12 protein-coding genes are annotated in these 14,919 nt (G+C 73.3%); 4 read left to right on the top strand and 8 right to left on the bottom strand.

Features of this window, described 5'->3' with window-relative positions; genetic code table 11:
* The first annotated feature begins 39 nt into the window (after window positions 1-39).
* The 3 genes from M1P99_RS22365 (at window position 40) to M1P99_RS22355 (ending at window position 5,177) form a co-directional block, all read left to right on the top strand.
* Window positions 40-2,247: a prolyl oligopeptidase family serine peptidase gene (locus M1P99_RS22365; protein WP_304454536.1), complete on the top strand. Its 2,208-nt coding sequence runs from the start codon at window positions 40-42 to the stop codon at window positions 2,245-2,247.
* A 232-nt stretch (window positions 2,248-2,479) separates the two neighbouring features.
* On the top strand, window positions 2,480-3,679 hold the full coding sequence (locus M1P99_RS22360) for a JmjC domain-containing protein (protein WP_304454535.1): 1,200 nt from the start codon (window positions 2,480-2,482) through the stop codon (window positions 3,677-3,679).
* A 637-nt stretch (window positions 3,680-4,316) separates the two neighbouring features.
* Window positions 4,317-5,177, top strand: a complete 861-nt coding sequence (locus M1P99_RS22355) for a (2Fe-2S)-binding protein (RefSeq protein WP_304454534.1) — start codon at window positions 4,317-4,319, stop codon at window positions 5,175-5,177.
* A gap of 25 nt (window positions 5,178-5,202) precedes the next feature.
* On the opposite strand, the gene M1P99_RS22350 is transcribed toward M1P99_RS22355, so the two are convergent.
* The 8 genes from M1P99_RS22350 to M1P99_RS22315 all read right to left on the bottom strand — a co-directional run bounded on the left by M1P99_RS22350 (window position 5,203) and on the right by M1P99_RS22315 (window position 12,450).
* Window positions 5,203-5,856, bottom strand: a complete 654-nt coding sequence (locus M1P99_RS22350; RefSeq protein WP_304454533.1) for a hypothetical protein — start codon at window positions 5,854-5,856, stop codon at window positions 5,203-5,205.
* A gap of 143 nt (window positions 5,857-5,999) precedes the next feature.
* On the bottom strand, window positions 6,000-7,307 hold the full coding sequence (locus M1P99_RS22345; protein WP_304454532.1) for an MFS transporter: 1,308 nt from the start codon (window positions 7,305-7,307) through the stop codon (window positions 6,000-6,002).
* Window positions 7,308-7,355: 48 nt separating this feature from the next.
* Window positions 7,356-7,595, bottom strand: a complete 240-nt coding sequence (locus tag M1P99_RS22340) for a hypothetical protein (RefSeq protein ID WP_304454531.1) — start codon at window positions 7,593-7,595, stop codon at window positions 7,356-7,358.
* A gap of 108 nt (window positions 7,596-7,703) precedes the next feature.
* Window positions 7,704-8,108: an aspartate 1-decarboxylase gene (gene panD, locus M1P99_RS22335; protein ID WP_304454530.1), complete on the bottom strand. Its 405-nt coding sequence runs from the start codon at window positions 8,106-8,108 to the stop codon at window positions 7,704-7,706.
* Window positions 8,109-8,502: 394 nt separating this feature from the next.
* Entirely contained in the window at window positions 8,503-9,450 is a 948-nt protein-coding gene (locus M1P99_RS22330; RefSeq protein WP_304454529.1) for a carbohydrate kinase, read from the bottom strand.
* The gene (locus tag M1P99_RS22325) at window positions 9,447-10,295 is read right to left on the bottom strand and encodes an ATP-binding cassette domain-containing protein (RefSeq protein WP_304454528.1); all 849 of its coding nucleotides are present in this window, start codon (window positions 10,293-10,295) and stop codon (window positions 9,447-9,449) included. The genes M1P99_RS22330 and M1P99_RS22325 overlap by 4 nt, the downstream gene beginning before the upstream one ends.
* Window positions 10,292-11,347 (bottom strand): ABC transporter permease, encoded by a 1,056-nt coding sequence (locus M1P99_RS22320; RefSeq protein WP_304454527.1) that lies wholly within the window; start codon window positions 11,345-11,347, stop codon window positions 10,292-10,294. Before M1P99_RS22320 ends, M1P99_RS22325 begins: the two co-directional genes overlap by 4 nt.
* 53 nt (window positions 11,348-11,400) lie before the next feature.
* Entirely contained in the window at window positions 11,401-12,450 is a 1,050-nt protein-coding gene (locus tag M1P99_RS22315; RefSeq protein WP_304454526.1) for a sugar ABC transporter substrate-binding protein, read from the bottom strand.
* A gap of 349 nt (window positions 12,451-12,799) precedes the next feature.
* Between M1P99_RS22315 and M1P99_RS22310 the strand changes: the two genes are divergently transcribed.
* Window positions 12,800-14,917, top strand: a complete 2,118-nt coding sequence (locus tag M1P99_RS22310; RefSeq protein ID WP_304454525.1) for a glycoside hydrolase family 32 protein — start codon at window positions 12,800-12,802, stop codon at window positions 14,915-14,917.
* The last annotated feature ends 2 nt before the right edge of the window (window positions 14,918-14,919 follow it).

Genomic DNA, 14,919 nt, shown 5'->3' with positions numbered 1-14,919 from the left:
CCTTGTCTTGACCGTCGCGCCACCAGACCGAAGCATGTGATGGTGCGCAACCGAGCCCCCGGAGCCGCCCTCGCCCACGACCCCGCCTCCGTCCTGGACACCCTCCACGGACGGGCCGTGCCCGACCCCTACCGCTGGCTGGAGACCGCCGACTCCCCCGCGACGGTCAACTGGATCGAGGAGCGCGGCCGCGAGTACGAGCGCGAGGCCGCCACCTGGCCGCTGCGCGGCCGCCTGGCGGAGCGGATCCGCGCGCTGGTGGACACCGATCTGTGGACGCCGCCCGTCCTGCGTCCCGGCCGGGTCTTCACCACACTGCGCCCGGCCGGCGCCGAACACCCGCGTCTGGTCGTGTTCGACGACGACGGCCAGGGCCCGCCGCGCACCGTTTTCGACCCCGCCGAGGACGACCCCTCCGGGCGGACCACCCTCGACGCGTGGGAGCCCGACCCGGACGGCCGCCTGGTCGCACTGCAGACCTCCTCCGGCGGTGTCGAGCGCGGCGGCCTGCGCGTACTGCGCACCGACTCCGGCGCCCAGGTCGGGCCCGCCGTCCACGGCGTGCGCTACTCCCACGTGGCCTGGCTGCCCGGCGACGGTCCCGCCTTCTGCTACGTGCGGCGCGACGGAGCCCGGGGCGTCCGCGGAGTGTGGCTTCGGCGGGTCGCCGACGGAGCCGAGACCCTCGTGCACGCCTGCACGGCGCCCGACACCGTGCCCGGCGTGCGCGTCCTGGGCGGACGCTGGCTGCTGGTGACCGAGAGCCACGGCACCGGACACCGCACGGACCTGTGGCTGGCCGGACTCGGCGAGCGCCCCAGCCGCACCCGCGGCCCGCGGTTGAACGCCGTGCAGGTCGGCGAGGAGGGCGAGACCGAGGCCCGGCTCGGGACGGACGGCCTGCTGTACCTGCGCACCACCCTGCGGGCCCCCCACCGGCGGATCTGCGCGGTCTCCCCGCACGAGCCCGGTGTCGAGCACTGGCGGGAGGTCGTGGCCGAGGACCCCGGCGCCACGCTGGACGCCTTCACCCCCTGTTCCGGTCCGGACGGACCCGCCCTGTTCGTGGCGCGTACCCGGTTGGGCATCAGCGAGGCGGTCGTGCACGACGCGCGCACGGGTGCCCGGCTGTACGCGGTGGACCTGCCCGGCGAGGGCATGGTGTCCGCGCCCGAGGCCGCTCCGGACGGGACGGTCCACTTCGGCTACGCGGACGTGGCCGCCCAGCAGCGGGTGCTGTCCCTGGCCCCGGGCGACCCGGTTCCCCGGCCCTGGCCCGCCCTCCCTCCGCCCACGGAGGCCGCGGGCAGGCCCGGGCACGCCGGTGCCGACACGACGGCTCACGCGTCCGATGAGCCCAGCGGGGCAGGTGGGAGGGACGAGGCCGGGCACGCGCCCTCCGTCCGACGCACGGTGCACTGGTGCCGCTCCCAGGACGGCACCCGGGTCCCGATCAGCGTGTTCACCCTGCGCGAGCGCCCCTGCCCGGAGGACGCGCCCGAGCCACCGCCCGCACCGGGCCCGACGATCCTGCACGCCTACGGCGGCTTCGGCCGACCGCGCCAGTTCGGGTTCAGCGCCACCGTGCTGGCCTGGCTCCAGGCCGGGGGCCGCTACGCCGTCGCCCACGTGCGCGGCGGCGGCGACGCCGGGCGCGACTGGCACCTGCGCGGTTCGGGGCGCGACAAACCGCGCGCGGTGCAGGACCTGGTGGCCGCGGCCGACGCCCTGGTCGACGCGGACGTGTGCGCACGGCACCAGCTGTGCCTGTCCGGCGGCTCTGCCGGAGGGCTCCTGGTCCTGGCCGCCGCCACGGCCCGGCCGGACCTGTGCGAGGCGGTGATCGCCTCCGCTCCGCTGGCCGACATGGCCCGGTTCGAGCAGCTGGGGCTGGGCCGGATGTGGACCCGCGAGTTCGGCACCGCCGCCGACCCCGACGACTTCGCCGTGCTCATGTCCTACTCCCCCTACCACCGGGTCCTGGACAGAGCCGTCCACTCGCCCGGCCACCGCTATCCCAGCATCCTGCTCACCGGCTTCGCCGGGGACACCAGGACCGGCGCCGCCCATCCGCGCAAGATGTGCGCGGCGCTGCTGGCCGCGGCGCGCCACGAGGGCCGCCCCCCGGTCCTGCTGCGCTACGAGCGCGACGTCGGCCACGGACCGCGCGCGGTCAGCCGGGCGGTCGGCCTGGCCGCGGACGCGCACGCGTTCGCGGCCCAACGAACGGGGCTGCTGCCGCGCTGAACGCGGTGGCCGCCCTGCCCGAGAAGGTAACAGCACACAGAAAGTGAGGTGCGGTGCGCATGGACCCCATCGAGGTTGAGGTCGAGGACCTGGCGGAGGTCACTTCCCGCGACATCACCGCGGGCGGCGACAGCGACGGAACCGATGGAAGTTCCGACTTCATCTGATCCCCGCCCGTCCGGCCCGGGCCCCGGGGCCCGGGCCGGACGGGCCCCCTCGTGGAAGGACCGCCGTGACCGACGCCGGCCAGCTGTTCACCGCCCTGAGCGACGTCGTGGGCCGGGAGGCCCTGACCACCCGCCTGTCGGAGGAGTTCTTCTTCGCCGAACTGGGCCCCGACGCCGTCCGCTCACTCTTCACCTTCGACGATCTCAACGACGTTCTGACCGCGTGCTCCCCCGAGCCCCCGCGCCTGCGCCTGCACCGGGACGGCTCCCCCGTTCCGGTCGAGAGCTACACCGCGAACGGCACCTCCTCGCGCACCGCGCGCCGGATCGTGCGCCCCGAGGCGCTCTACCGGGAGCTGCGGGCGGGAGCGAGCCTGGTCCTGGACAGCGTCGACCGGATGCACCCCGGAGTCGGTGCGGCGGCCGACGACCTCATGCGGCTGGTACGCGAGCGTGTGCAGGCCAACCTGTACCTGATCTGGGGCGAATCGCGCGGTTTCGACACCCACTGGGACGACCACGACACGATGATCGTGCAGTTGGAGGGCACCAAGCACTGGAAGGTGCACGGCCCGGGCACGCGCGCGTTCCCGATGAAGGACGACACCGACCACGCGCACACCGCGCCGGTGGACGCCGACGGGCGGACGCACACGATCTGGGAGGGCGTGCTGCGGCCCGGGCAGATCATCCACGTCCCGCGCGGGTGGTGGCACACGGTCACCGGCACCGGTGGCGTGAGCATGCACCTGACGTTCGGTTTCACCCGGGCCACGGGGATCGACTGGGCGAACACGCTCGTGCGCCGCCTGTTCGAGGAGGAGTCCTTCCGCCGCGACCTGCCCCGCTTCGCCGCCCCCGACGAGCGGCGCAAGCACCAGCACGCGCTGGTCGCCCGGTTGCTGGAGCTGGCGGAGGCGTGGGACGTGGACGAGGTGCTGGCCGAGCGGGACGCCCGCTTCCCCCGGCGCACGTCGTTCGCGCTGCCCTGGGCCGTGCAGGACGATCCGCCGCCGCCCGGCGCCCGGGTGGAGTTCGTCCCGGTCCTGCCTCCGCCACTGGAGCACGAGGACGGCCGGGTGGCGGTGTCGGTGTCCGGCAAGCGCTACCGGCTCCCGGCCGCGGCCGCGCCGGTGCTGGAGGCCCTGGCCGAGCAGCGGGTGCTGACGGTGGCCGGCCTCGCCGAGCGCGCCGGGACCTCGACCGAGGAGGCCGCCCGGGTGGTCGTGGCCCTGGCCCGGCACCACCTCGTCCTGGTGCGCTGAGGCCGGGGCGAGGGCCCCGGCCCCACGCGCCCCGGCGGCGGCGCGGACGTGGGCCTCGATTCCGTCGAGGACGCGCTGGAGCCCGAAGTCCGGTCCCTCGGCGGGCCCTCCGGTCCGCCCGCCCTCCGGCGGCACCTGGGCCGGTTCCTGGTCCAGGTCCCCGTCGTCCAGCATGCGGGTGATGGTGGGGAACCGTTCCGGGGCCACCACGCTGCGCAGCGCCCGGGCGTAGTCGCGCTCGCTCTCGGACAGTGTGGTCCCGGCCGCCGCGGCGGCCCGGCCCATCTCGACCTCCCTACGGATGGTCTCGCGCAGCGTGGCGGTGATCAGGAGCAGCATACGAGGCCGCACGCTCGCTGGACAGGCTCGATCCGACCGTGCGCCCCGGCACCGTCCACGGCCTGCGCGGGCCCGACGGGGTGGACGGGACCACCGCCCCCGGGCCGCGCTCCCGCCCGGACCAGCGTCTTCTCCGACCCAAGGGAGGGTCACGACACGCCGATGATCATTGCGGTCGGCCGAATCGTTAGGGTAGCCTCACTTAAGAGGCGCAGATGGAACCGTCACACCGGTGGTCACTGCGACCGCACCCACCCCGGTACATGACGGCTTCATGCGACGAAGGGCAGGTTCCGTGGTGACTCCTGATCCGCTCGACGCGATCCGCGACGCGTGTGCGTCCCTGCGGTTCGCGCCCCTGCCGGACCTGGTCACGTCCCAGGACCTGCGCCGCACGCCGTCGGGTGTCCTGCAGCGGCACCGGGCCGACACCCTCGCCCACGACGGCTCCCTGCCGGTGCTCTTCGACAAGCTCCGAACCGAGCACGGCCCGGGACACCGCCTCCCCGCCGCGACGGGCTTCCTGCGCGCCACCCTGCGCGAACCGATCTTCCTGCTCTCGGCCTCGCTGTACCTGACCGGTCGGGCCCCGGTGCTGGCCCCGCACTCCCTCGTCCTGCCCTGGGACACCGGGCGCTGCCGTTTCGGCACCCCCGCGGTGGTCGACGCCCGGTTGGCGGTCCTGCCCGACGACCCCGCCGCCGACCACCCGGACACCGTGGTCGCCCGGGACGAGGACGACCAGCTCGGGATGGCCGCGGAAGGATTCGTGGCCACCGTCGGCCCCCTCGTGGAGGCCCTGCACGCCCACTCCAGGGCCGGGCGCCGGACACTGTGGGGCTGGGTGCTGGACACCCTGCACTTCTACATGCTCAATCCGGCCCGCTACCTGGGCCGCGACCCCGAGCAGGCCTGGGACCTGGCGTCCCGGCTCGGGGACGCCGTGGTCGCCGCCGGCGCGGTCACACGCAAGCGACCCCGGCTCTTCCCCTTCGCGCCCGAGCACCCGCAGGGCACGTGGGCCGTCCGGGGCACGTGCTGCTTCGACTACAAGGGCGACCCCGAGCACGGCTTCTGCACGACGTGTCCGCTCAAGTGCGACAGCGAGCGGCAGGAGACCCTGTCGGAGTGGCTGCGCGACCCGGCGCTGGCCCCCTGACCGGCCCCGGCCGGGCCCGCGACCACTAGCCGGAGCCCACGTCGACCAGGACGAACATCAGGACCGACACCACGGCACTGACCAGCATGACGAGCAGCAGGACTCCGCAGCCGATGCCGATGATCTTGCCCCAGGGCGTGGACTTCTCCTCCGGCTGCCCGTAGGTGTAGGGCCCGTAGCCCGCCGACGGTGTCCCCTGCCCGTAGCCCGGCCCCTGGACGTAGGCCGGGGGCCGGCCGTACACGCCGCCCTGCCGGCCCTGGCCCGGCGGCTGCGTCCAGCCCGGTTGCGCGGCCTGCGGACCCGTCTGCGGTCCGGGCCCTGGCGGCCCGGTCCACGGCTGCCCGATGGGCGGGACCGTTCCCGGCCCGGCACCCGGTTCGTCCGCCTCACCGTAGCCCGGAGCGTACCCGGCGTGCTCGAACCCCGCCTGGGACGCGCCGCTGGGGCCCTCTGAGTACTCACCCGTGATCGGCTCGGGCGGCGCCCCCGTGGGGTGCTCCCCAGGAGCGAACCCCTGGCCGTACTCGTGCGGTGGTTCCCCCGGCGGCTGCGGACCGCCCCGCATCGGGTCGCCGGGGTCCCCCGGGCGCCACTCCTCGGGCGGACGGTGGTTCACCGGGTCCGGGGACGCCCCGGACCGTTCCTCGGGTCCTCGGTCGGGCTCTCGATCGGTCACAGGGACCACCCCTCACGTCCGGCTGCTGCGCCCACCCGGGCCGACGGGCGCCACAGTTGGACGGTAACCGCGCGAAGGGGAGTCGCACGGCAGCTGCGGGGGCGTTTCCGGTAAAGCTACGGCAGTGTTCGGCGGGCGGCGGCTCAGCCGGTCGGTACCGAGCGGCGCCGGGCCGCCAGCACGCGCAGGGCCAGAACGAACACCGGGACGGTGAACAGGGCCGCGAAGAGGTTGAGGCCGCCGAAGCCCGTCTGGGCCAGCAGCACACCGGAGAGCGCTCCGGCCGCCGCGCCGCCGAGGTTCATCAACAGGTCGCTGACGCCCTGGACCCGGGGACGCACCTCCGGTGCCAGGGACTCGGCCAGCAGCGCGGTCCCCGACACCAGCCCGAAGGACCAGCCCAGACCCAGCAGAACCAGGCCGGTGGCCACCAGCACCTCGTCGTCACCGGCCGTCCCGGCCACGGCCACCGCCACCAGCAGCACGACCTGCCCGGACAGCAGCACGGGCAGTCGGCCGAAGCGGTCGGTCAGCCAGCCGACCACCGGCGACAACGCGTACATCCCGGCGATGTGCAGGGAGATGGTCAGTCCGATCACGGTCAGGGCAGCCCCGTGGTGCGACAGGTGCACCGGGGTCATCGTCATGACCGCGACCATGACCGTGTGGCTGGCGACGATGCCCACGACCGCCAGCAGTGCGGCGGGGGTACGGCCGACCACGGCCAACGCGCCGGGGACCGACAGCCTGGGGCCGTTGGCGGTCTCGGGCGTCCCCGCCGCGCGGGAGGCCGCGGCGACCGCGGCGGTGGCGGTCTTCAACGGGTCCGGGCGCAGCAGCACCATCGTGAGGACGGCACCGAGGACGAACCCGACGGTGGTGAACAGCGCCGGCCCCAGCAGGTCCGGCAGGCCCAGCCGCTGTGCCACCCCTCCGCTCGGCCCGATCAGGTTGGGTCCCGCCACCGCGCCGACCGTGGCCGCCCACACCACGATCGAGAGGTCGCGGCCCCGGCTGCGCTCGGAGGACAGGTCGGCGGCGGCGTGGCGGGCCTGCAGGTTGGTGGCGGTCCCCGCGCCGACGAGCACCATGCCCCCCAGGAACAGGACGAACGAGCCCAGCACGGTGGCACCGATGACGACCGTGCCGCCCACGGCACCCAGCGCCCAGCCCAGGGCCAGTCCCGGCCGGCGGCCGTGACGGGCGGCCAGCGACGCCAGGGGCAGCGCGAAGACGGCGGCGCCCAGGGTGATCATGGTCGTGGCCATCCCGGCCCAGGCGTCGGACCCGGTCAGGTCCTGCGCGATGAGCGCCCCCACGGCGAGCATCGCGCCCATGCCGACAGCGCCGACGACCTGGGTGAGCATCAGCGAGATGACGGTCCGCCTCTGCAGGAGGGCGCGACGGTCCTCGGTCAGACTCCCGGTCGGCGGGAGGGTTTCTGTGGACACGGGACGACCTTCCGATTCATCGGTTATGGGACGAATCGTAGTCCTTCGTCATCGGCGGCCGTAGCGCCACCTCAGATATCCGTGCTCACGTTCGACCTGGCGCATGTGGGTGTACAGGTGGTGGGGATCCTCGGCGCTGATGACCACACCGTCGCGGGGGATCACCGGCCAGCAGGCGTACGCCCAGAACCGGCGGGTGTACACGCCCCAGAGGACGACCCAGGCGCCCTGCTTCTGCCACTCGATGTGTTCGGCGACCCGGCGCCGCTCCTCGTCCCGTGTGTCCATGCCTTCTCAGGACATACCCGGTCCCGGGATCCCCGAGCAGGCCGGAACCGGCCAGTGAACGGGGGTGGCGGCCGTGTCCGCGGGCCGGTGCGGACACGGCCGGGGAGATCAGCGCCCGGAGACCAGCGTGCTGCCCGGGACCGGCTCCGCCGGGTCGTTGCCCAGGGCGATCACCTTGTTGTCGGCGTCCACGTGCACGATGTGCTGGACGTGCTCGGCGCGCTCGGCCTCGGTGACCTGGGCGTAGGAGATGATGATGACCAGGTCGCCGGGGCTGACCAGGCGCGCCGCGGCGCCGTTGATCCCGATGACGCCGGTGCCGCGCTCGCCCGTGATCGCGTAGGTGACGAGCCGGCTGCCGTTGTCGATGTCGACGATGTGGACCTGCTCGCCGTCGACGATGTCGGCGGCGTCCATCAGGTCGGCGTCGATGGTGACCGATCCGACGTAGTGCAGATCGGCCTGCGTGACCGTGGCACGGTGGATCTTGCCGTTGATAAGGGTGCGCAGCACTGATCGAGCCTCGCTTCCGATGCGTGGTGAACTACAGGCCGTTACTGATTCCGCAGTGGGATGTCAGCATTCCGGGCGTTTCCGCCCGAAAGGTCCCGTGACGGTGCCACCATAGCCTGAGCTGGGTGTCCTGGCGACGGTCTCTCGCTTCTCTCCCGCCCAGGGCGGGTCTTGCGCCACCTGCCCGCCCCGGCGTGGCCTTGCGGCCCCGTCGGGTGGTGCGGGTCCTACCGTCGGCTCCACGAGGACGACGGTCCCGCGCTTCACTTCGACCTGGAAGGCGACCCGCCACCGGCCGCGCCGGTGCCTTCCCTTCCACATGATCCACACCGCCTTCGCCTCTCCTCATGCGGACCCGGGCTGGTCTCCTATGGTGGGGACCAGCCCAGACCGGTCAGACGGCGAGGGCGCCCAGGAAGGACTCCACCTGCGCGCGAAGCGGCGGGTCGGCGCCCTCGGTCGTGCAGGCCAGGGCCGCGGCGGCCGCGGCGAAGGCCAGGGCGTCGCGGACCGCGGACGGGTCCACCGCGGCCGCTCCCCGCACCAGCGCACCCCGCTCGGTCAGGCGGGCCAGGACGGCCGCCCCGAAGGTGTCCCCCGCCCCGACGGTGTCGCGGACGTCGACGCGCACGCCCGGCACCTCCACCCGGTCGCCCCAGTGGGCCGACAGCGCCACCGCGCCCTCACCCCCCTTGGTGAGCAGGAGCAGGTCCAGTTCGTGGCGCACGACCCACCGCTCGGCGACCAGCAGGGGGTCGCGGCCCGGCTCCAGCCAGGCGACGTCCTCCTCGCTGACCTTGACCACGTGCGCGAGGTCCATCCACTCCGCGGCCTGGCGGGCCGCCTCGGTTCGCGCCACCCCCACCGCCGGGCGGGCGTTGGCGTCGAAGAACACCGTGGTGCGGTCCCGGTGGGCGCGAGCCCACGCGCGCAGCCGCCCCGCGCCGGGTTCGAGCAGGGCGGCGAGCGAGCCCACGTGGACGGCCTCGGTGTCCGCGCCCAGCTCCGGCAGCTCCTCGGGACGCCACTGCCAGTCGGCCGTGCCCTGGAGGTAGAAGGCGTAGTCCGCCCCGCCGTCGGCGTCCAGCGCCAGGACCGCCAGCGTGGTCGGCTCGGTCGCCGCCACCGCCAGCCCCAGGTCGACGCCGCGCTCGGTCAGGTGGGCGCGGATCTGGCGACCGAAGGCGTCGCCCGAGAGCCGGCAGAGCAGCGCCGAGTCCGAACCCAGGCGGGCCAGGGCGACGGCCGCGTTGGCCGGTCCTCCCCCCGGCACCGCCCGCCACCGGCCCGCTTCGGACCCGGGCACCAGGTCCACCAGCGCCTCGCCGCACACCACGATCACGACGCGGCTCCGGAGGCCAGGGCGCCCTCGGGCAGCTCGGCCGGGTCCAGGGCCCCGGTCATCACGGCGACCGCGTCGGACATGGCGCATCCCGACGGGTCGAGCGTGGCGACCCGCCGTCCCAGGCGCTGGACGTGCACCCGGTCGGCGATCTCGAACACGTGCGGCATGTTGTGGCTGATGAGGATGACCGGCAGCCCGCTGTCGCGTACACGCAGGATGAGGTCGAGCACGGCGCGCGACTCCCGCACGCCCAGCGCGGCCGTCGGTTCGTCCATGATGACGACCTTGTTGCCGAAGGCCGCGGCCCGCGCCACCGCGACCGCCTGCCGTTGCCCGCCCGAGAGGGTCTCCACCGCCTGGTTGGGGTTCTGGATGGTCCTGATCCCGAGTTCGTCGAGGTGGCGGGCCGCCTCCGCGCGCATCCGGGGCCGGTCCAGCATGCGCAGCACCGAGCCGAGCACGCCCGGCCGGCGCACTTCCCGGCCCAGGAACAGGTTGGTCGCGATGTCCAGCGACGGCGAGACCGCCAGGCTCTGGTGCACCGTCTCGATGCCCGCGTCGCGCGCGGCGATCGGGGTGGGCAGCCGCACCGGGCGACCGTCCACGAGGATCTCCCCCGCGTCGGGGACGATCGCCCCGGACAGGGCCTTGATGAGGCTGGACTTGCCCGCGCCGTTGTCGCCGATGACGGCGAGGATCTCGCCCGGGTAGAGCTCCAGGTCGGCTCCGTCCAGGGCGGTCACGCTGCCGTAGCGCTTGACCAGGCCGCGCGCCGCCAGGACCGGCTCGACGACCCCGCTCGGGGCGGTGGTTCCGGCGGTGCCGGTGGTGGTCTGGTTCATCGTCGGGCCTTCCTGATCCACTGGTCGAGGGACACCGCGAGGATCACCAGGACGCCCACGGCGAAGTTCTGCCACAGCACGTCCACCCCGGCCAGGGACAGCCCGTTGCGGCACACGCCCACGATGAGCGCGCCCATGACGGTGCCGATGATCAGGCCGCGGCCGCCGAAGAGGCTGGTGCCGCCGAGCACGACGGCGGTGATGCTGTCGAGGTTGTCCATGACGCCCGCCTGCGGGCTGGCCGAGGCGATGCGGCCGATGAGGATCCACGCCCCGACCGCGTAGACCAGGCCCGCCACCGCGTACACGCTCAGCAGGATCCGGTTGACCCGGACGCCGGCCAGGCGCGCGGCCTCCCGGTCGTCACCGGTGGCGTACACGTGGCGCCCCCACCGGGTGCGGTGCAGCGCGTAGGCGAGCAGTGCGCAGATCACCAGCATGAGCAGCGATCCATAGGTCAGGCGCATGCCGCCGACGGTGACGACCTGCCCGGTCCACAGCAGCACCTGGGACATGTCCGTGCCGCGCACGGTCTCGCTGCGCGAGAACCACAGGTTCAGCGCGAAGAAGATGTTGAGCGAGCCCAGGGTGACGATGAACGGCGGCAGCTTGACCCGGGTCACCAGCACGCCGTTGAAGAGCCCGCACGCCATGCCGCAGGCCAGTCCCACCAGTAGCGCGAGCGGACCCGGCACCCCGAAGTCGGCTGACAACCGCCCCATGACGATGGAGCACAGCACCATGATCGAGCCCACCGACAGGTCGATGCCCATGGTCAGGATGATGAGGGTCTGGCCGAGGGCGAGCGTGCCGATCACCGCGGTCTGCTGCAGGATCAGCGCGATGTTGGTCGGAGCCAGGAAGTTCGGCGCGATCACCGAGAACGCCACGATGGTGAGCAGCAGGACGCCCGCCGGTCCCAGGGTGGCCTGGGCGTGCAGGAGCCGCTGTGCCCGGTCCACCAGGGTGGGCGGCCTGACGTCCTCGGCCAGGACGGTCGGTGGCGGTTGCGGATCGGAGGTCGGCACCCGCGAGGTGTTCGATGTGGTCACGGTGGTTCAGCGTTTCCTTCGTGTCGTCCGGGTCGTCGCGTGCGTGCGGCCGGTCATCCCCAGCAGTTCTCCAGGCCCCAGGCGCTGTCCTGGCTCTCCACGCCGTCCATCGGTTCGTCGGTGATCAGTTCGACCCCGGTGTTGACGAAGTCCAGGCCCTCGGTGGGGTCGGGGGTCTCGCCCGAGGCGGCGTACTCGACGACGGCGTCCACGCCCTGCGCGGCCATGTCCAGGGGGAACTGCATGGAGGTGGCGCCCAGGAGTCCGCTCCCGACGTTCTCCACACCCGGGCAGCCGCCGTCCACCGACACGATGACGACGTCCTCGGCGACGCCCGCGGCGTTGAGCGCCTCGTAGGCTCCGGCCGCGGCCGGCTCGTTGATCGTGTAGACGAGGTTGATGTCGGGGTCGCGCTGCAGGAGGTTCTCCATCGCGGTGCGCCCGCCCTCCTCGGCGCCCTCGGTCACGTCGTGGCCGACGATGCGGTCGTCGTCCTCGTCTCCGATCTGGCCGGGGTCGGCGATGTCCACGCCCAGGCCCTGGAGGAAGCCCTGGTCGCGGGCCACGTCGACGGCGATCTGGTTGGGGTTGAGGTCGAGCATGGCCACGCGCGGGTCCACGCCCTCGGCCTCGAAGCGGGCGGCGGCCCACTGGCCGATGTACTCACCGGCCAGGAAGTTGTCGGTGGCGAAGGTGGCGTCGACGGCGTCGGCGGGCTCGGTCGGGGTGTCCAGCGCGATCACCATGATCCCCGCGGCGCGGGCCTGGTCGAGCGCGGGCACGATCGCCTCTGAGTCGTTGGGGGTGATGAGGATGCCGTCGGCGCCCGCGGCGATGAGGTTCTCCACCGCCTGGACCTGGGACTCGTTGTCGCCGTCGTAGTCGCCGGAGAAGGACTGCAGCGTCACGCCGTGCTCGTCGGCGGCCTCCTCCGCGCCTTCCTTCATCTTGACGAAGAACGGGTTGGTCTCGGTCTTGGTGATGAGTCCGACCAGGACCTCGCCGTCGTCGGCCCCGGCGTCGGAACAGGCCGCGAGCGAGAGCGCGAGCCCGGTTCCCGCAGCGGCGGCCAGTGCCCTGCGGGTCCACGATGCGTGCTTCATTGGGGGACTCCTTCGTCGGCGCCCCGCTGCCCGCGGGACGAAGGGGGTGGTGCCTCGTGACGCCAGTCACCAAGACAACGATGTCCCGAAAGTTTCATCGAGACATCGTGCGTATGTCAACCCCTGCAATCCACTGAGTTCAGCGAGCCGAAGCAGTCGACGGAGACCTGTTGACAACGTTGACTCACCAACGGCATGGTGATGCACATCACCACCCCCCGGCCGCTCACCGACACCCCTCGACAGCGACCCGCGGACGCGTCGGCGCCGACTCCCCCAGGCCCCGGCGGGGCGCGGTCCGCGGTGGGCCGGCGCACTGACGCGGGGGTCGAGATCGGAGATCCCTCCCATGCACCGACGACCGCCCCCCGACCTCCGACACGGGCCGCTGCGCCCGTCCCGGCGCACCGCACGGGCCGCCACGATCGCCCTGGTCACCGGCGCCGCGCTGACCCTCACCGGCGCGGCCGACACCGCCGACGGGGCCGACCACGCCCACCGGCCCCAGATCCACTTCACCCCGGCACAGAACTGGATGAACGACCCCAACGGACTCATCCACCACGACGGCGTCTACCACCTGTACTTCCAGTACAACCCCGAAGGCGACCGCTGGGGCAACATGTCCTGGGGGCACGCCACCAGCACCGACCTGCTGACCTGGGAGGAGCAGCCGCTGGCGCTGCCCTACACCGACGACGAGCACGTCTTCTCCGGCGGCATCGTCTTCGACGAGCACAACACCAGCGGCCTGGGCACCGCGGACGAACCGCCCCTGGTGGCGCTGTACACGAGCGCCTACACCAGCGCCTCCGAGCGGCCCGGCGTCCAGGCCCAGTCCCTCGCCTACAGCCTCGACGGCGGCTACACCTGGGAACGCTACGAGGGCAACCCCGTCCTGGACATCGGCTCGGGCGAGTTCCGCGACCCCAAGGTGTTCTGGTACGAGGAGGGCGGCTACTGGGTGATGTCCACCGTCGTGGCCACCGAACACAAGGTGCTCTTCCACCGCTCGGACGACCTCGTCGAGTGGGAGTTCCTCAGCGACTTCGGGCCCGCCCACGCCGACGGCGGCGTCTGGGAGGTCCCCGACCTGTTCGAGCTGCCCGTCGACGGCGACCCCGACAACACCCGCTGGGTCCTCATCGTCAACCTCAACCCCGGCTCCGTCGCCGGCGGCTCGGGCGCCCAGTACTTCGTCGGCGACTTCGACGGCACCGAGTTCACCCCCGGACACCTGGTCGACTCCGGGCCGCCCGACGGCGAGGTCTTCGCCGACTTCGAGAACGGCTACGGCGGCTGGGAGATCGTCAACGACCTGGACGGCCACGGCGGCGACGGACCCTTCGGCACCGCACCCGCCGCCGGAACCCTGGCCGGCCAGCACCCCGTGGTCGGCTACGAGGGCGAGCACCTGCTCAACAGCTTCGTCGGCGGCGACGCCCCGCGCGGGCACGCCGCCTCGCCCGAGTTCACCATCGACCGCGACTTCGTGAACCTGCTCGTGGGCGGCGGCCACCACCCCAGGACCGGCGAGGGCGGCCACGCCTCGGTCGACCTGGTCGTGGACGGCGAGGTCGTGCGCACCGCCACGGGCAGGGACAGCGAGAGCCTGGACTGGGTCTCCTGGGACGTCGCCGACCTCATCGGCCGGACCGCCCGGCTGCGCGTGGAGGACGACGCCACCGGCGGATGGGGGCACGTCCTGCTCGACCACGTGATGTTCTCCGACGGCCCCGTACCCGGACCGGCCGACTACGACTGGCTCGACTGGGGCCGCGACTACTACGCCGCGGTCTCCTACAACGACACCCCCGACGGCGCCCGCGTCACCATGGCGTGGATGAACAACTGGCAGTACGCCGAGTACACGCCCACCTCGCCCTGGCGCGGTGCCATGGCCCTGCCCCGGCGGCTGGAGCTGGAGACCGTCGACGGCCGGCCCCGCCTGGTCCAGAACCCCGTCGACCAGCTGGAGTCGATCTACGGCGACCCCGTCTACGAACGCGGCCGGGCCCCGGTGCACGCGCGCGGACTCGACCTGCCGCCGGCCGAACCCGGACGGGCCTACCAGGTCGAACTGACCCTGCGGCCCGGCCGGGCCGACGAGATCGGCCTGCGCGTGCACGAAGGCGCCGACCAGGCCACCGTGATCGGCTACGACACCGCCGCACGGGAACTGTTCCTCGACCGCTCCGCCTCCGGCGACACCGGCTTCCACGACGCCTTCCCGAGCCGCAGCGCCGTCCCGCTGCCCCTGGACGACGGGAGGCTGCGCCTGCGCGTGGTCGTGGACACCTCCTCGGTGGAGGTGTTCGCCGCCGGCGGCCGGGCCACCCTGACCGACCTCGTCTTCCCCGGCCCCGACGCCCACGGGATCTCCGTCTTCACCGATGGTGGCGACGGATCGGTCGAGGACGTCACCGTCCGTCCGCTGGGCCCCGGTCCCAGCGGTGCGGCAGAATGAGT

This window comes from Nocardiopsis sp. YSL2 (genome assembly GCF_030555055.1).
GTDB lineage: Bacteria > Actinomycetota > Actinomycetes > Streptosporangiales > Streptosporangiaceae > Nocardiopsis.
The sequence above is the reverse complement of the archived record's forward strand: the minus strand, read 5'-3'. Positions and strand labels throughout refer to the sequence as shown.